Annotated in this window: 14 protein-coding genes; 12 read left to right on the top strand and 2 right to left on the bottom strand. The window is 54.3% G+C overall.

Features of this window, described 5'->3' with window-relative positions; all coding sequences use genetic code 11:
- The first annotated feature begins 16 nt into the window (after window positions 1-16).
- From IX84_RS05550 to IX84_RS05540, 3 genes are read left to right on the top strand one after another with little or no spacing between them, the layout of a single operon-like run.
- Complete coding sequence (locus tag IX84_RS05550) at window positions 17-796, top strand: alpha/beta fold hydrolase (protein ID WP_081968624.1); 780 nt, start codon at window positions 17-19, stop codon at window positions 794-796.
- Window positions 783-2861, top strand: coding sequence for a PEP/pyruvate-binding domain-containing protein (locus IX84_RS05545; protein WP_044217222.1), 2079 nt, complete (start codon window positions 783-785; stop codon window positions 2859-2861). Before IX84_RS05550 ends, IX84_RS05545 begins: the two co-directional genes overlap by 14 nt.
- A gap of 49 nt (window positions 2862-2910) precedes the next feature.
- A complete protein-coding gene (locus IX84_RS05540; RefSeq protein WP_044217220.1) occupies window positions 2911-6978 on the top strand; it encodes a LamG-like jellyroll fold domain-containing protein in 4068 nt (1355 codons plus the stop codon).
- 83 nt (window positions 6979-7061) lie between these two features.
- Here the strand turns inward: IX84_RS05540 and IX84_RS05535 are convergent, their stop codons facing one another.
- Window positions 7062-8297, bottom strand: a complete 1236-nt coding sequence (locus IX84_RS05535) for a hypothetical protein (RefSeq protein ID WP_152604928.1) — start codon at window positions 8295-8297, stop codon at window positions 7062-7064.
- Window positions 8298-8483: 186 nt separating this feature from the next.
- Here IX84_RS05535 and IX84_RS05530 point away from each other — a divergent pair, with 186 nt between their 5' ends.
- The 6 genes from IX84_RS05530 (at window position 8484) to IX84_RS05505 (ending at window position 12186) form a co-directional block, all read left to right on the top strand.
- Window positions 8484-9089, top strand: a complete 606-nt coding sequence (locus IX84_RS05530) for a nitroreductase family protein (RefSeq protein WP_160213671.1) — start codon at window positions 8484-8486, stop codon at window positions 9087-9089.
- The gene (locus IX84_RS05525; RefSeq protein WP_238578232.1) at window positions 9086-9931 is read left to right on the top strand and encodes a pirin family protein; all 846 of its coding nucleotides are present in this window, start codon (window positions 9086-9088) and stop codon (window positions 9929-9931) included. Before IX84_RS05530 ends, IX84_RS05525 begins: the two co-directional genes overlap by 4 nt.
- Before the next feature lie 2 nt (window positions 9932-9933).
- Complete coding sequence (locus IX84_RS05520; RefSeq protein ID WP_238578231.1) at window positions 9934-10557, top strand: HupE/UreJ family protein; 624 nt, start codon at window positions 9934-9936, stop codon at window positions 10555-10557.
- Window positions 10554-11066 carry a DUF6702 family protein gene (locus IX84_RS05515; RefSeq protein ID WP_152604926.1) on the top strand — a complete coding sequence of 171 codons (513 nt, stop codon included), beginning with the start codon at window positions 10554-10556 and terminating at the stop codon, window positions 11064-11066. Before IX84_RS05520 ends, IX84_RS05515 begins: the two co-directional genes overlap by 4 nt.
- Window positions 11063-11374 carry a GNAT family N-acetyltransferase gene (locus IX84_RS05510; RefSeq protein ID WP_044217216.1) on the top strand — a complete coding sequence of 104 codons (312 nt, stop codon included), beginning with the start codon at window positions 11063-11065 and terminating at the stop codon, window positions 11372-11374. The genes IX84_RS05515 and IX84_RS05510 overlap by 4 nt, the downstream gene beginning before the upstream one ends.
- A gap of 68 nt (window positions 11375-11442) precedes the next feature.
- Entirely contained in the window at window positions 11443-12186 is a 744-nt protein-coding gene (locus IX84_RS05505; RefSeq protein WP_044217214.1) for an NAD(P)H-hydrate epimerase, read from the top strand.
- A 7-nt stretch (window positions 12187-12193) separates the two neighbouring features.
- Here the strand turns inward: IX84_RS05505 and IX84_RS05500 are convergent, their stop codons facing one another.
- A complete protein-coding gene (locus IX84_RS05500) occupies window positions 12194-13450 on the bottom strand; it encodes a M16 family metallopeptidase (protein WP_044217211.1) in 1257 nt (418 codons plus the stop codon).
- 194 nt (window positions 13451-13644) lie between these two features.
- Here IX84_RS05500 and IX84_RS30720 point away from each other — a divergent pair, with 194 nt between their 5' ends.
- The 3 genes from IX84_RS30720 (at window position 13645) to scpA (ending at window position 18045) form a co-directional block, all read left to right on the top strand.
- Window positions 13645-14382, top strand: a complete 738-nt coding sequence (locus IX84_RS30720; protein ID WP_152604925.1) for an energy transducer TonB — start codon at window positions 13645-13647, stop codon at window positions 14380-14382.
- Between the two features lies 1 nt (window position 14383).
- Entirely contained in the window at window positions 14384-15763 is a 1380-nt protein-coding gene (locus tag IX84_RS30715; RefSeq protein ID WP_052515781.1) for an energy transducer TonB, read from the top strand.
- 137 nt (window positions 15764-15900) lie between these two features.
- Window positions 15901-18045, top strand: coding sequence for a methylmalonyl-CoA mutase (scpA, locus tag IX84_RS05485; RefSeq protein WP_044217209.1), 2145 nt, complete (start codon window positions 15901-15903; stop codon window positions 18043-18045).
- Window positions 18046-18079: the final 34 nt, after the last annotated feature.

Genomic DNA, 18079 nt, shown 5'->3' with positions numbered 1-18079 from the left:
GGGTTCCTCCATTCGTATGATGAATGTATTGATGTTACATGGTAATGGTGGTGGGCGCACCCGTTTTCTGCCTTTCCTGGAGGCGCTGCAGGATAAGCAAGCTGTGCCTTTTCGGGTACATCTCCCTGAGTTGCCTGGCTTTGATGGCCGCACCCTGCCGGAATCAGCGGATGGATGGGTGCCCTTTATTGATGCCTTGCAGCGCACAGTAGCGCCCCTGTGGAAGGAGCCATGGATCGTATATGGGCACGGAATTGGCGGAAGCCTGCTGCTGGAATGGGCAGCACGGGGCTGGGCATTACCGGATTCAGCAGACTGGCAGCCCCAAAAGGTGTTGCTGCATGGTATCATTGGCGCATCCCTGGAGCACCGTTTCTTCCCTAAGCTAATGAAGCCGCTGTTGATCCGGAAAACCATGCAGGCACTGATTGCCTGGCCACCGATGCGCCCGGTCTGGGAAAAACGCCTGTTCCTGCAGCCGGAAAGTATCCCGGAGACGGTGCGGAAGCAATTCTTTAAAGACTATGCTCTGTGTGCAGCCTTTCCCGTTTTTTTCGACCTGATCACTCCGGCCTGGTACCGGGAGGTGCAGCAAAAGCTTCAGTACGAGGCATTCAACTTCATCGGGGGAAGCCGGGAGCGGGTTGTCGCCTCCAAGTACCTTTCGCTTTGGAAAAACGACTTCCCAAATGCTACCTTTGATGTTATTGAGGACTGGGACCATTTCCCGATGCTGGAAGACCCTGGTGGATTTTATGAAAAACTAACAGCCTACATCCTGCATGAGCAAGCTTAGCCGGCTCCAACAACTTGAATCCCTGGGATGGCCGGTGCCGGCTTTCACCTCTGTGGCTTATGCTGACTTTTTGGCCGGCGAGCGCCCCGAAGGATTGCGGTTCCCGGTGGCCGTCCGCTCTTCCTATCTCACGGAAGACGGAGAGGAGAACAGTCAGGCCGGACAGTATTTGTCCCGGCTGAATGTTGGGGAATCTGAGCTGGAGTCTGCGATTACCGATGTTTTCAACAGTTATCCGACTCAGGAAGGCACGCAGGTACTGGTACAGGAAATGGTGGATCCTGACTTCAGTGGCGTACTCTTTGCTTTCCGCGAAGGCAGTTGGAAGCTTGAATATACAGAAGGGTTAGGCGAGGCACTGATGAGCGGGCAGCAGAGCGGCCAAACCCTCCTACTGCCCCGCTTTGGCGCCTGGGATGTCCGGTGGTCCGCTATTTTTAACTTCTGGAAAGGCGCAGAGACGTGCGGTAAGCCTCTAAGGCGTGCATTCATACAGCTAAGTTACATCACCGGGCAGCTTCTTGAACAACCGGACGCCCGTCACGGGCTCGATATCGAATTTGCCGTATCCAAAGGAAAGCTCTGGCTGTTGCAGGCCAGGCCTATCACAACACCGGAGGAAGCGGAAGAAGTACTGACTTCGGCCAATCACAAGGAGATTTTGCCACCCGAGCCTTCCCGCCTGATGACCGACCTGATCACGGATGCCGGTCCTGCCCTGTTCGGCTACTATCGCGATTTAGACCCTTCCCTTCTGCAGCGTGCCTTCCTGCGTGCTGCCGGAGGCATGCCCTGGATCAACCTTTCGGCCTTGCTGGATACCATGGTGCACTGGGGGCTGCCCACGCAGCTCGTCTGCCGTTCGGTGGGCGCTGAGGACTTCTACCAGGTTGGACTGCGCCCCTGGCGTTGCCTGGCTAAGCTGCCAGTCTTTTTTAAGGTGTTGGGCCAGCAGCGGCAGGCAAAGCAGCGTATACAGGCGTGGCAGCGCAAAGCAGCGGTAGAAACGGATCTGGGCAAAGCAGAACGAGAACCATTTTGGCTCATTGATCCGGCAAAGGCCTTCAGCCACTGGTGTGACAGCTTTTCCAGCCTCTATGTAGAATTGGTAACGAATATGCAGATTCTCACCGGGGCCATGTCCGGCCCGGTGGGGCTGCTGGAACGGCTTGGGCTGCTGCACCGACTGGCGGCGGCCATACAGCAAAAGAGTGCCAGCACGGATTACCTGCACGCTTTTCGGGAGTGGGAACGAGGGCAACGGTCCACTACTCAGTTTCTGGAAGCATTTGGGCACCGGGGCTTTTATGAGTCCGACCTGGGGCAGCCCCGTTTTCGGGAATACAGCGAGGCGGATTGGGAAGCCCTTCGGAAAGGAGTGGACTTCACTGCTTCATCCAAGCCCCCGCCACGCCGTAAGCGCCAACCACTTTGGGCGTGGTTATTTCGTCCAGTCATTGACCTGATCCACACCCGGGAGTGGATCAGGCACGAAACGATGACGTTGTTTTGGGAATACCGCGAAGAGCTCAATGGTAAACTGCCTTTTGCGCCGTGGTCTTTTACACAGGCAGAGCTCAGCGCGTTCTTCGAAAATGAATGGCGGGCTGATGAAATGGCAGAGCGGCAACCGCCAAAACCAGTAGGCTGGGATATGGATACTTTCCTGTGCAATCAGTTGGGGCGCCGCCTGCCGGTTACCGTGCTGTCCAACGTTTCTGCCAGTCAGCAAAATCATCAGCAAGGTATTGGGGTCTATCCCGGCAAAGTGAGGGGGCAGGTTTGGCGCGTAGCTTCCGCTGATCTGCGTACCGTAGCGCCTCCCCCCTTTCCAGTCATTATTCTGGTAGCGGATGCCCTTGACCCCGGCTGGGTACCCTTTTTCTCAAAGGTAGATGGCGTGGCATCCTACGTAGGCGGGCTGCTTTCCCATGCTTCCATCATGCTGCGGGAGGCGCAGGTGCCGAGCATCACTCAAATTCCAGCTCAGTTAGACTTCCAAACCGGGGACTGGGTGGAAATGGATGCCCAAAAAGGCACGATTCGGCGGGTAGAGGAGGGTTAAGTGCCCCGGATGCTGTATATTTCAGGTCTAAAACACAGACTTCAGTGATATGGCAGACCTGACCTGTAACCTTCCTCAACGTCTCCTTTGGACGCTAATCATTACGGCCCTGTCCGGAGCACTACCACTCGCCGGGCAATTGCAGTGGCTGAAAACCATTCCGGAAATTACCGAAGAGACACCTGCCTGGGCGCGGCTGATGTACGCGCCCGAGCCGAATATCCGCCTGGTAGATAGCGCTTATCAGGCTTACTATCGTACCCATACCTTTGAAAAAAATACCCATACCCAAAACTACAAGCACTGGCGGCCTAAGGTAGAACCCTACGTTCAACAGGATGGAAGCCTAAATTGGCCAACGGCTCAGGAACGCCGCCAAACGGAAACGGCCTATCAGCGTGCACTGTCCGGATACGATGCTCAACGGCAAACCGGAATGTGGACGAATATTGGCCCTTTTGAGACGTTTACGCAAGGGCAGGGACAGTTCGAAGTATCCTGGCAGGTCAATGTCTACACCCTCGATCAGTCGGATACCAATCCTTCCGTGCTGTACTGCGGCACCGAAAGCGGAGGCGTATTCCGGTCAGACAACAGCGGGCAAACCTGGGCGCATGTCTCTGCCAATACGATGATGAACAACGTCCGTATCGTCCGCACCGACCCCAACAATGCATCGGTCGTGTACGCCGGTGACTGGGAGCGCCTTTACCGCACTACAGATGGGGGCGAAAGTTGGGAGATAATCCTGGATGCCGCCGACCTGCCACAGGCTGCACTCGGCGTAAACGCCATAGCGGTCAGCCCGGCAAATGGGCAGCGCATCCTGGTTGGGGGCGTGGGCGGGCTCTGGCTGACCGAAGATGAGGGTGCGAACTGGTCCCACCTGACGGGTGCTTCAGTTTATGATATCGAATTTAAGCCCGATGATCCACAGGTGCTGTACCTGGTACGTAACCACGGTACCGAGCCCCGCTGCATTTTTGAAAAGTCGGAAGATGGCGGCCAAAGCTGGACGGTTAAAGCCGAAGGCTGGTACAATCCCGACCAGAGCAGCCCTTTCCTGAATGATGGCGGTGCGAAAATCGCCGTCTCTCCGCTCGATCCGGACTTGGTGGTCGCCGGGCTGATCGGCAACTCAAAGGCAGGGGACGATGGTTATCTGGGGGTGTGGAAAAGCACGGACAGTGGGGAATCCTGGAGCCTTCAGGGGCCTCACGTGGGCGGGCCCTACGAATACAGCGGTGGGCCTGCCAGCCACAAAAATATTATGATCAATGAGGGTGGGGGAGGCCCGTATCAGGGCTTTTATGATTACGTGCTTGCGATTTCGCCCTTCGATGAAGATATCGTTTACACCGGTGGGGTCAGCCTGTACAAGTCAACAGATGGTGGTGCCGTTTTCAACGTTACAGGCGGCTATCAGGGCAACACCTGGATCCACCCCGACATGCAGGAGATTACGGTCGGTCCGGATGGGATATGGCTCGGCACCGATGGCGGCATAGACTTCACCGATGATGAATTTGCCACGGTAGAGTCGAGGAAGTACGGCATTACGGGCTCTGAGTTTTGGGGCTTTGGCAGCGCCTGGAATGAAGACCTGGTCGTAGGTGGGCGTTACCACAATGGCAATACGGCTATCCGGCCCGAATTTGAGCAGGGGCAGTCCCTGCGGCTGGGCGGAGCGGAGGCACCAACCGGCTATGTGCAGCCGGGCGGGCGTAATATCGCTTACTTTTCCGATATCAATTCGCAAATTGTGCCGCAGAGTTTGTCCGGTGCCGTATTGCAGGCACCAAAGCTGGAGCTCTACCCCACGGAGTCCTATTTTTCGACCCACTCCAGCGAGATCGAGTTCTTGCCTCATTGCTACAACCATTTCTATCTGGGGCGGGAGAACAAAATTTGGAAAACGACCGATGGCGGACGTTCCTACACCCTGATCGCTGAGTTTGGCAACGATGATCAGCCAGTGATGCAACTGGAAGTTAGCCGGAGTAATCCGGATGTCGTATACGTTTACCAGCGCACTACTTTCACCGGGGCGCACCTGCTGCGCACTGAAGATGGAGGAGCCAACTGGACGGCCCTGGATTTCCCCGGTAGTCCGGTTTCGAAGCGTGCCGGCGGGCTGGCCCTCAATCCCGAAAACGAGAACGACATTTGGGCTTACTTCGCCCATAATGCCAACGACGGGGCCAAGGTCTTCCACTCGGTTGATGGTGGGCAGACCTGGGAAAATGCAACGACCCCGCTGCTGGACGGGCACCGCATTCATACCATGCTCTTTCAGGCGGGTACGGATGGTACGGTGTATATCGGTACCGACAAAGCTGTTTTCTACCGGGATGAAACCATGGAGGACTGGGCATTCTACAACGAAGGCCTGCCGATGCGCACGAACACCAATATTTTCCGACCTTTTTACCGGGATGACAAACTCCGGGTTGGCACCTACAGTAACGGTGCATGGGAAGCTCCATTGGTGACTCCGAGCCGTTTGATGGTACATCCTACGGTGGACAAGCTGGAGGCTGGCTGTTCACGGGATACCTTTTACTTTGATGATTACTCGGTACTCCGCCACGAAGGCGCTTCCTGGTCGTGGGCATTTGAGCCCGCCCCCACTTATATTAGCGATCCACAATCCCGCAACCCTAAAGTGGTATTTGGAGCTCCCGGAACTTATACGGCTGTACTCAGCATTACTAATGGTACGGGCGAAAGTGGCATGCGGGCCCTGCCGCCGATCACCGTGGAAGCCTGCCGGGCAGATAGTATTCCCGGCTTGTGCATGGAAACCCAGGAGTGGGGCGATTACGCGATTATTGACGGTCTGCCTGCCACGGCACCCGAGCTTACCATCACCGCCTGGATACATCCTTATGGCGTACAGGCGGAATACACTGGTATTGCCATTACGGAGAGCGGGCCAGCCGCTGGTCTTAATTTCCGGCCAGATATGGAATTAGGCTACCACTGGCCGGGTGGGGCATGGTGGTGGAGCAGCGGTCTTTTTGTGCCTGCCGATGAGTGGTCGCACGTAGCTTTGGTGGTAAAGCCTGATGGCATTACCGTTTACCTGAATGGCGAATCGGCTACCCATATTTTTTCCCCAGAGGCGGTGGATTTCCGCAATACAGCCCTCTTCCTGGGCAGTTACCGGGGATGGGTCCAAAGAGGCTTCAAGGGGCTGATGGATGAGGTCCGGATATACGACCGGGCGTTGTCGACCGCTGAGGTACGCCTAAGCCGCCACCTCACAGCCCGCCCCGAAACAGAACAGGGGCTGGTGGGGTATTACCAATTCAATGAAGTGGAGGGCAGCATTCTCAATAAAGCTGGCGTCAACCATGCATTCCTGACCGGAGCTGCCGCCCGAACGCTGTCGCAGGCACCGGTAGGAGGTGGGCAAAGTGCGCGGCAAACGGTCCAAAATGCAGGCAGCTATGCTTTCGGGGAGACCGGCGTAAGCCTGAGCCTGAATGCAGATCAGCCCATGGCGTCAGTAGTAGTCGCCACCCGGCTAAATGTACCGCCTAGCCTCGTAGCCGGGCCGATGGTACAGCCCGATACCGGTTACTGGATACTAAACACCTACGGCAACCTGCCAACCGCTGAGCCGGAGACGACCCTGCAGCTTTCCGGTTTTGAGCTTCACCCCAACGCCCCGGGGCAGCCGGAAGCCTTTGAGCTGGCCCGCCGGGATGCCAACGCGGGGGATACGCAGTGGATGACCGCAGGTGCGGCACTGGACGTACTGCCGGACAGCGAGGAAGTCGCCTTTGCATGGGAAGACGCGCTGAATGGTACGAATGGAGCGCAACTGCAAATCCTTCAGGGGGATCTCAACTCTACTGTAGGATGGTCAACGGGGCAGGCGGTTTTGGTGTATCCCAATCCGGTAAGGTCCGGGCAACCGCTGGAAGTTGTGGCTCAGATGGAACTACCTGCTGAGTTGTCTGTGTATGATACCCGGGGCCAACTGGTTTATCAGGGGGAATTTACAGGACAAAAGATGACCGTCTTTCCAAATTGGCCAACCGGTCATTACAGCTTTTGGATAATTGGAGCTAAGAAAATACATTCCGGCAGCCTGATCGTTGTAAAATAAGGCACCTCAAAAAAGCAGGAGCGCATAAGCTCTGTTAATCTTGAGTCAAAAGACAACGTACAGATGATTAGAGAGGCTTACCCCTATTGGTTGAACGGGCTTTCATTCACCCAGTTGAATCCTCTGCCCATCAGCAGGAATCCCTCCTTGTCCCACCGGGTAGCCTTTACAGACACCGTATCGCCCCGAACGATGCCCTGGAATAGCCAGGTAACCGCACCGGTACGGTCGTAGTACAACGTATCGCTGAAACGCCCCTGGGAGAAAACAGCCCGCTGCGCCGAGGTGTCCACTTCGAGATCAAACCAACGCAGGTGCCCCGGCATGGTTTGTATCACCGCCCGCCCGGGGAATTCTATTGCAATATGCTGCCAGCGCCGCCCATCCGTGATTAGCGGAGGTAGGGTATCCTGATTGCGCACCATCGTATCCACTTTGTACAACCCGTACATGGGCGGCTTAGGCTGATTGGTAAACTGGGTAGTAACGATAGCTACCAGGGCGAGCCCTCCAATTATCGCCAATCTCTTCAGAATATTTTTGATGTTGCGGTAGCGGGCGCCTGAGAAAAGCTCCGGTGCGTGGGCAGGAGCAGTGGGCTGGTTGAGGACAAAAAGCCGGGCCAGCCGCGGGCCGTCAAGCGCCAGCAGGAACAGGCAGAAGAGGACTAAATGGGTAGACAGCAGTTTGACCGGTACGTCATAGCAGAAATTGAGCACCATCACATTTGCCATGACACCGAGCGTGACGAGTGCGCCCAGTGTGGTGGTGGGTCGAAACAGCAGCAGGGCCGCTCCCAGTAACTCTCCTATGCCTGTAAACAGGTTGTACCCATACGAATAACCCATGAACGTCCACAGCAGCCCCATGGGAGAAGACTCGCCAAAGGGTTGCAGCAACCGGTGAAAAGCCGGCTCCGGGAATTGGGCGTGGAGCACCTTGGCCATACCGTAAAGCGCCATCTGCACCACCAGGTAATAGCGTACCAGCACAATGAGCGCCTGTAGCAGCCAATCGTAGGCCCTCCGCTTGTCCAGTGTGGTCCAGGCGAGCGTACTCAGCAGCGACAGCGACAAAAGGAAGACTACGCTGGCATAATTGTAAAGCCCGTCCCCACTCCCCGTATGCAGGACCTCCGTGCTGATTTCTGCGCCGAACAGTGCTTTGGCGAATGCCAAAATCAGAGGGTCCCACAGTCCCCTCAGCAGGTTGGAAATGCCCGACTGATTGGATAGGATAAACAACAGAAAATAGGAGAACAGGAACCGGAAACCAGCCCTTGACAAGGCAGTCCACTTGAGTTGGCGGCTAAGGGTCATAGGGGGCAGCATTAGTTGTTCAGAAGATAGACGAACAAGCAGCCGTAAAAGTTAACAATTCTATCCTATCAGTGTTAAACTCCCGCTTTTGAGCAGTAAATGGCGAGTCACGGCCATTCCAAAGTTGCAAAAAAGAAATAAAATCCTTATTTTTGATGTTTGAACATTGAAATGAAACATTCTGCTATGATGAATCAACAACTGCTGGACAGCAAATCGGCAAAAACGGAGACTTCGATACACCCGCTGATTGGCAAACGATGGAGCCCCCGGGCTTTTTCCAGTCAGCCCGTACCACAAGTGATCCTCAATACGCTGTTTGAAGCCGCAAGCTGGGCGGCTAGTGCATTCAACGAGCAGCCCTGGCAGTACATCTACGCGCATCATGCGGACGAAGCAGGTTTCAGCCGTTTGCTGTCCGGCCTCAATGAGGGCAATCAGGTCTGGGCAAAGAATGCGGGAGTATTGGTACTCAGCCTTGCTCAGCCTAATCTGAGCTACAATGGCCGCCCCAACCGGCACTACATGCATGATACCGGTGCTGCCAATACGAGCCTGTTGCTACAGGCGGCAGACCTGGATATCTATGGCCACATGATGGGTGGCTTTGACTATGGAAAAACCGTTGCGGAATTTGATCTGAACAAAGATGGGCTGGAATCGGTCTGTTTTATAGCATTGGGCTACCTGGGCGATCCTGAGCAGCTTGATGAGCCTCTGCGCAGCCGTGAGCAAGCCGTCCGCAGCCGCAAACCACTAAATGCCTTCACCCATAAAATTACCGGATCATGAAAATATTCCTTCCCTTTCTGGCCATTGCCGGGATGTTCGCACTAACGGGCTGTGCTTCTGAAGCCGCACCCCAAGAGTCGGTTAAATCGGTAGCGGTTGCACAGGCCGTTGCTGCCGATCCGGGCTTCAAAAGTGTATTGCACAAAGCCGATACCCGGGGCGAAACCCGTGCCAGCTGGCTGATTGGCAAACATTCCTTTTCCTTCAATCGGTACTACGACCCCGACCGGATGAACTTCGGGCTGCTCCGCGTACTCAACGACGACTGGATTGCCGGCGGTGGCGCATTCCCCATGCACCCGCATGAGAATATGGAAATCATTACCATTCAGCTGGAAGGCGGGCTGCAGCATACCGATAACAACGGTGGGCAGGGCGTCATACGCGAAAACGAGGTGCAGGTGATGTCTGCAGGCACCGGTATCCGGCATTCTGAAGCTAATGCAAGCCCAACGGAAGTATGCCGACTGTTGCAGACCTGGGTTTTTCCCAATCAGATGGGATTAAAGCCCCGCTACGATCAGCGGCGGTTCGATCCGGCCGGCCGGGACAACCAGTGGCAGGTGCTGGCGTCTCCGGAGGAAGGCGAGGTCTTGTACATTCATCAGCAGGCGGTATACAGCCGGGGCGACTTTGATGCCGGGAAAACAGTTAAGTACCCTATCCGGTATACGGGCAATGGAGTTTACGCATTTGTACTGGAAGGGCAATGCACCATCAACGGACAACCTCTGGAACGGCGCGATGGTTTCGGCGTTTGGGAAACGGATGCCATAACAGTGGAAGCAACCACCGATACGGAATTGATCCTTATTGAGGTCCCGATGATTAACAAAGGATAGCTATGATGTTGCTGCATAATGCCTTCGCGCAGGAGTTTGGAACCTATCTTCAGTTGGGCTTCACCCATATACTGGACCTGCAAGGGTACGATCACATTCTGTTTATTGTAGCCCTCTGCGCGCTATATCGTTGGGAAGAATGGCGTAAGGTGCTGGTACTCGTGACGGCCTTCACCATTGGGCACAGCCTGACGCTGGCGCTGGCTGCCCTGGATGTCATCCGGGTGCCGCAGGGCTGGATTGATCTGCTCATTCCGCTCACTATTTTGCTGGCAGCGGTGCATAACATCCGGCGAGGCACTGTTCAGGACAGTGGGCGGCTATTTGACCGCAGGCAGGTATTTAATTACGGGGCGGCACTGGTATTTGGGCTGATCCACGGGATGGGCTTCTCGAACTACTTCCGGTTTTTGCTTGGTGAGGAAAACAGCATCGTCAATCAGCTGCTGGCCTTCAACCTGGGGCTGGAAGGCGGGCAGTTGATCGTTGTGGGGTTATTCATGCTGCTGCTGTTGTTGTTTACCCGTGCCCTGCGTGCCCCGCACCGGGAGTGGAACCTCGTGGTGTCAGGAGCAGCAGGCGGCATCGCTATTACCATTATCCTGGAGCTAATGGTAGCGGCATGAGGATGAGGTTGTCTTTGGCTGGCGTTTTGCTGATCGTACTTTGCTGTAGCTGGCACCCGCTGAAGATGAGTTATACCGCAGTGAAATACGAGCCGGAGAGGCGTTGCCTTGAAGTGAGCTTCCGGGTATTCCAGGATGATGTGGAAGCCGCTTTTTTGCGCAACTATGGCTACCGCTGCAATATTGTTCAGCAAGCGGAAGACCCGGAGCTGCTCAGCTACCTTCAGGGTTACTTCGATCAGGTCTTCGATCTGTGGGCCGGCGGGGAAGAAATCTGCCTGGATTATCTGCGGATGCAGCCGGAGCAGCAAATGGGGCTGGTGCTTTATTTCAAAAGTACTCCGTTAACACCTCAGCAGCTGAGCAGGCTACAAATATATAATGCGATATTAGTCACCACATTTCCTCAGCAGGTCAATATGTTTTTTCTTGGCCTGGACGCTGACCGCCGCTACACTACCCAAATGGACGTGGAAGTGCAGCAAGTCAGCATAAATTTTGAACAATGAAAATCGACCTTACGCAACACCCGGTGGTGCATAATCCTGAGCGCCGCCGGTTCGAGGTGAAAATCGAGGAGAAAACGGCCGTGGCAGAGTATATCATGACGAGCCAGAAACTGATTCTATCGCACACCGAGGTGCCCCGGGGGCTGGAAGGGAATGGCATTGGTAGCCACCTTGCCATAGCGGCTCTGATTTATGCCAGAGACAATGATTTAGTCGTGATGCCTCTGTGCCCCTACATGGCAGGTTATATCGCCCGGCATCCGGAGTGGAAAGCCATTCTGGCACCAGGTATCAATGTCAGCGAATAATGACCCCTTGATATTCCGGAAAAACTCCCGGAGAATACGTACTATTGCAACTGAAACGAATCCATTCCATGAGCAGCATACGCGTTTTTCGGGACGAGGTCCCCACTCTTGATGTCCCCCAAATGATAGAAGTCGACCGTTTGATGACGGAATTCTATGGCATCACTCTTTTACAAATGATGGAAAACGCGGGGCGCTGCCTGGCGATTCTGGCCAGAGACCGTTTTTTAGATGGTATCCCCGCCGGTAAGTCGGTTGCCATTCTGGTTGGGAAAGGCCACAATGGTGGAGGCGCACTGGTTGCTGCCCGCCGGCTCATCAACTGGGGGGCCAAAGTACAAATCTTCCTCAGCCATTCACCCGAAGAGCTCACCAAAGCCACTGCTCAGCAGCATCAGACACTATCGGCGATGGGGGTGAACTTCCTCTCTGTAACTGATCTGCCTCCGCGTATGGAGGGTGAACTCATTATTGATGGCCTTATCGGCTACCGGCTGATGGGCGATCCACAGGGCATCATCAAAGCCTACATTGAGTGGGCCAACCGGCAGGCATCGCCCACACTGGCTCTGGATACGCCTTCTGGCATTGAGCTTTCAGCTGGTACTGTGCACACCCCGGCTGTCAAAGCCCGGGCAACACTTACCCTGGCACTCCCCAAAAAAGGGCTGTATGAGGAAGCGGTGCAACGCTACCGGGGCGAATTATACCTGGGCGATATTTCGGTGCCGCGTACGCTTTATGGTAACCCCGGGCTGGAGATCAATGTCCCGGATTTATTTACGGAATCAGATGTGTTGCGGCTGCCTTAAAAACAGCTCATGCTGAGGGAATTTGCCCCGGTTTTGCCTTATAAAACAGCTCCGAACAGTTCTCTTCGGTGAGAATGGCATTGGATGCCCGGTGCAGGTCTTCGGTGGTAATTTCCTGGTATAAAGCGGCTTCCTGATTGATGAGGTCTGCATCGCCGAGCAACTCGAAAAAGCCAAGGTTCATGGCCTTATTGACTACATTGAGCTCTGAGAAAATCAGTGTGCTTTCCACCTTGTTCTTTAATTTTTCCAGTTCTCTCTCCGGTATGGGGGAAGCTTTGAGCAATTCCAGTTCCTTCCAGATTGCTTCCGCTGCGGCTTCCAGGCTTACCCCTTCTGCTGGCTGGCCTTCAATAACGAGGAGGCCGGGGTCTATACTTCCGGTGACGTAGCAATCAATGGTAGTAAAGAGCTGTTGCTCCTTTAGCAGCCTGCGGTACAGGCGGGAAGAGCTGCCATTGCTGAGTACATCAGAGATCAAATCGACCACATAGTAATCCCTTTGGTAGCGCGAAGGCATATGAAAAGCCAGGTATAGTGCATCCACGGGCACATTGGCTTCATTGATGCGTTTTTCGAACCGCTTCTGTGGGGGCTCCTGAGGCAGTTGCCGCTTTCTTTCTGGGCCACGGGGGATTTCACCAAACCACTTCTCGGCCAGACGGCGGACTTCAGCAGTAGTTACATTCCCTGCTACAGATAAAATGGCATTATTAGGCCGGTAATGGGTGTAGAAAAAGTCCTTCACATCCTCAATTGTAGCATCTTCTACATGCTTGGGCACTTTTCCAATGGTGGGCCAGCGGTAGGGGTGGACCTTGTAGGCCATGTCGGCAATATGGTGCCATACATCCCCGTAAGGCTCGTTGAGGCAGGTCTCTTTGAACTCTTCGAGCACCACTTTGCGCTGCACTTCCAGCACCTCCTCATCAAAATTGAGGGCCATCATGCGGTCGGATTCCAGCCAGAATGCCGTTTCCAGGTTTTCGGCAGGCAGAACCTCGTAGAAGTTAGTGATGTCATTGTTGGTAAAGGCGTTGTTGTCGCCCCCTGCCATTTGGATGGGCGTATCAAAATCAGAAACATTGGCAGAGCCGCCAAACATCAGGTGCTCAAAGAGGTGGGCAAACCCGGTCTTCTCCGGAGATTCATCCCTTGCCCCTACATTATACAGCACGTTTACTGCCACCATGGGGGTGCTATCGTCCTCATGAACGATGACCCTCAGGCCATTTTGAAGTTCAAACCGCTCGAATTGTATCACTTGCTCTGGCTTATTTTGTTTCCGTCAAACTACTATATGGACACTGCTTGCACAGCGATTGTCCGCTATTTACTGACAAATGCTTGAAAAATCAAGCCCTATGCACCAAACAAGAACATTTCTGCATCTGTCAGGTTGTAATCGATTCCCGAAAAATTAACCACACTGGGCCCGGTGGCAAAACCATTGCCATCATGAAAAGAACAGATATTTCCCGCCTGCGGTATGCCCGCAGCGCCAATCTTCAGCTTGGCCTGATCGCCGCTTTAGGTCTGGTGATCACCGCTTTTAACTGGACTATAGAAGACCACTTTCCTGACCGTTATGAAGAACGTATGCTGACTAATGAGCTGGAATACGAAGTGGTGCGCACCCAATCCGCTCAGCCCCGTCCTAAACCACCTCAGCTACCGACTACCGAAATAGAACCTGTGGAGGAGCCCATTGCGGCATTCACACCAGAGCCGCTAGTCATCGACCTGCCCGTTATTTCAGAACCCGGCCCGGCAGTGGGTACGCCGGAACTGGTCATTTATGAACCTGCGCCAATACCGCCCAAGCCCAAAGACGAAGCTCCGCCTATCTTTAAGGTCGTGGAAGAAATGCCGGTTTTTGGAGACTGTGCTGCATTGCCTTTAGCCGAGCGGGGACAGTGCTCCGACGCGGCTTTGCTCAGCTACATCTACAAACACATCCGCTACCCGGGAGCAGCCCGGGAAAATGGCATAGAAGGAACCGTCTATGTGCAGTTTGTGGTCGAAAAGGACGGCAGCGCCAGCCAGGTCAAAATTCTTCGGGATATTGGCGGGGGCTGCGGCAGAGAAGTGGAGCGGGTAGTGGCCAAAATGCCGAAGTGGTCAGTGCCGGGCAAACAGCGGGGGCGGCCGGTACGTGTACAGTTCAACCTGTCTGTCAAATTTAAACTCCAATAGAATGCACCGGATACTGTTGTTTTTGCTTTTAGGGCCGCTTTTAGCTTGGGGGCAGGCGGAAGAAGGTGCCGCTAAGGAAGAATCTATCTGGCTTAACGGCGATGAGCCCCCTTACCTTGCTGCTTGTACAGGAGACAGAGCGCAACGTCGGAGTTGTACGGACGCGTTGTTTTGGGATGCCTTATTAGGTAATCTTGTAAGCCCGGAAATAACAGGTCGCCTCAACCCTGAAGCCTATATAGTTTTACAATTTGAAATTACTGCTGAGGGCTACATGGAAAACGCCCGGGTTGCCAGAGACCGGTTGGGGCCCTCCTTCGCTGATGCTGCTTTGAGTGCTTTATTGAAAGTCGTCAATAAGGGGGAGGCAATGCGCTGGGTGCCATTCAACTCGTTTGGCAGGGCTCATCGGGTGACCTACAATATACCTCTCCGTGGGCATCATTTTTTAAGATTGAGTGCGTCACAGAACAATCTGGCAGACAAGAGCAAAGAAGATTCTGTAGTTGTGATGCTCACTTTTAGAGGCACAGGAATGCCTGGTCAGAGGCAGGTGGCTCCATATGCTGTGCCTCAGTTAGCAGCTTGCAATGAGAACACTGTAAAGGGGGCCGTCAGCGAATGCACCCTGTCCCGAATTCAGGAGTATTTGGGAGCCCATTTACGCTGCCCTTCGCAAGAGAAAGGCTTTTCGCCTCAGTATCCTGGCGTTACCGCCCGCTTTATCATCCGCGCAGATGGGCAGATGGAGCCGGAAGCAGATGTGGTCCGGACGATTGGGTCAGAATACGGTCGTGCTGTTCGGTTGCTTCTCCGGCAAATGGCTCGTGATACTTCTATAAGGTGGACGCCGGGTGAACGCAGCGGACAGGTTGTGGACACAGAGGTATTCCTTTTTGTGCCTTTGGAAATCTTTGAGCAGGCCTGTTTGAGCAACCCAAAGCTTTTGACACCACCACCCCCGCCGCCACCCCCGCCGCCGATAATCCGTTGCAGTGAAACATTCAAATGGGTGCCAAATATGCCCCGCTTTCCAGGCTGTGAGGACCTGGCAGACCGGAGTGACCGGGAAAAATGTGCAAAGGAGCAATTGAATGCCTACCTGCAATCAAACATTCAGTACCCGGAAGAAGCCGTCCGACTTGGCATAGAAGGCACGGCTAAAATCCGGTTCATCGTGGAAAAAGACGGAACAGTGAGTAGTGAAACTATTGTGCGTGATCCTGGCGGCGGGCTGGGAGAGGAGGCGCTGCGTATTGTGCAATCCATGCGCCAACAGGGGATTCAGTGGGTCATTTCCGGAAGGTCAGGGAGCCGGGCTGTTGATGTGCAGTTTATCGTTCCAGTTGTATTCAGGCTGTCTGACCATGTGACAAACTAAGAATTACTGGTAGTTTTTCGACAGAGCAGTGGCCTGAAGTTTGGGCCCTGCTCTTTTTTGGGCATAGCCTGACAATTATCATTCGAGTCGTAATCGGCTGTTTCTTATATTTGGAGCTGTATCAAAAGCCATCTGTTATGCCACGCCCGGATTATAGCAAGCTCGAACTAGACTTTGACCTTCTCACTGATCAGATTCCTGAGGGAGAAACCTGGGAAACACCTGAGAAAATAGAAGTGCCTCCCTCGGTCACCCCTGATTTTTCCAAAGACCTAAAGCATCTGGCTTACGCTGCCGGATTGCCGCCTTACCTCAGAGGGCCATACAGTTCCATGTATGTCGTTCGCCCATGGACGATCCGGCAATATGCAGGCTTTTCTACAGCGGAGGAGAGCAACGCCTTCTACCGCCGCAACCTGGAGCAAGGGCAGAAGGGGTTATCCGTGGCTTTTGACCTGGCCACCCACCGGGGCTATGATTCTGACCACGAGCGCGTAAGCGGCGATGTAGGCAAAGCAGGTGTGGCCATCGATTCTGTAGAGGATATGAAAGTCCTCTTCGATCAGATACCATTGGACAAAATGTCGGTGTCCATGACGATGAACGGGGCGGTGATCCCGGTCATGGCCTTCTACATCATCGCAGCCGAGGAGCAAGGAGTGAAGCCGGAGCAACTTAGCGGCACCATTCAGAACGACATTCTCAAGGAGTTCATGGTACGGAACACTTACATTTATCCGCCGCTGCCATCTATGCGGATTATTGCGGATATCTTCGAGTACACGGCTAAACATATGCCACGCTTCAACTCGATTAGTATCAGTGGGTACCACATGCACGAAGCCGGGGCTACGGCTGATATCGAACTGGCTTATACCCTGGGCGACGGGCTGCAGTACATCCGCGCCGGTTTGCAAGCCGGTTTGAAGATTGACGACTTTGCGCCCCGCCTGTCCTTTTTCTGGGGCATTGGCATGAACCACTTTATGGAAATTGCCAAGATGCGGGCTGGCCGTATGCTTTGGGCTAAAATTGTGAAGCAGTTCAATCCGGAGAACCCCAAGTCCATGGCGCTGCGTACGCACAGTCAGACTTCCGGTTGGAGCCTTACCGAACAGGATCCTTTCAACAACGTCGGGCGTACAGCCATCGAGGCGCTGGCGGCTACGCTGGGCGGCACACAGTCCCTGCACACCAACAGCCTGGACGAAGCGATTGCGCTGCCCACGGATTTCTCTGCCAAGATTGCCCGCGATACACAGATCTACCTCCAGAAAGAATCGGATATTACCAAAGCGGTCGATCCCTGGGCCGGCTCTCACTACGTGGAGTACCTGACCAATGAGTTGGTCAACCGCGCCTGGAAACTGATCGAGGAGGTTGAAGAACTGGGCGGCATGGCTAAAGCGATTGAAGATGGCCTGCCTAAACTCCGTATCGAAGAAGCGGCTGCCCGAAAACAGGCTCGCATTGACAGCGGAAAAGATCAGATTGTAGGTGTCAATGTTTTCCGGCTGGATGAGGAAGATCCCATTGATATCCTGGAAGTGGACAATACGGCTGTGCGGGAATCCCAAATCCGCCGTATCAATGAGGTGAAAGCCAACCGCAATGAGGAAGCGGTTCAAAAAGCATTGGAGGCCATATACGAGTGCGCCCGCACCGGGGAGGGCAACCTTCTGGACAAAGCAGTAGATGCGGCAAGAGTCCGGGCTACCCTTGGTGAAATTTCGGATGCGATGGAGCGCCAATTCGGCCGTTTTGTAGCACAGACCAAGTCAATATCCGGAGTGTACTCCAGTGAAATTAAAACCGATCAGGAATTCAAAATGGCACATGAGCTGGCTGACCGTTTTGCAGCACTGGAAGGCCGCCGTCCTCGTATTATGGTAGCCAAGCTGGGGCAGGACGGGCACGATCGTGGCGCCAAGGTCATCGCGACAAGCTTTGCTGACCTGGGCTTTGACGTTGATATTGGTCCGCTCTTCCAGACCCCGGAAGAAGCGGCGCGTCAGGCTGCAGAAAACGATGTGCATATTCTGGGCATCTCTTCTCTGGCTGCCGGGCATAAGACGCTTGTTCCAGCTACCATCAAAGCTTTGGAGGCTATTGGGCGCGAAGATATCATGGTGGTGGTAGGTGGTGTCATCCCCGCTCAGGACTATCAGTATTTGTACGATCAGGGAGTTGTGGGCGTTTTCGGGCCTGGAACAAAGATTGCTAAAGCGGCCTCGCAAATATTGCAGGTGTTGATCGAAGGCGTAGAGGAGACTACCGTATAAAAAAACACCCCACCTCAATGGGAACGGAGGTGGG

Origin of the sequence: Phaeodactylibacter xiamenensis (assembly GCF_000759025.1) — a bacterium.
GTDB classification, from domain to species: domain Bacteria; phylum Bacteroidota; class Bacteroidia; order Chitinophagales; family Saprospiraceae; genus Phaeodactylibacter; species Phaeodactylibacter xiamenensis.
This window is presented reverse-complemented; position numbering and strand designations above follow the sequence as displayed.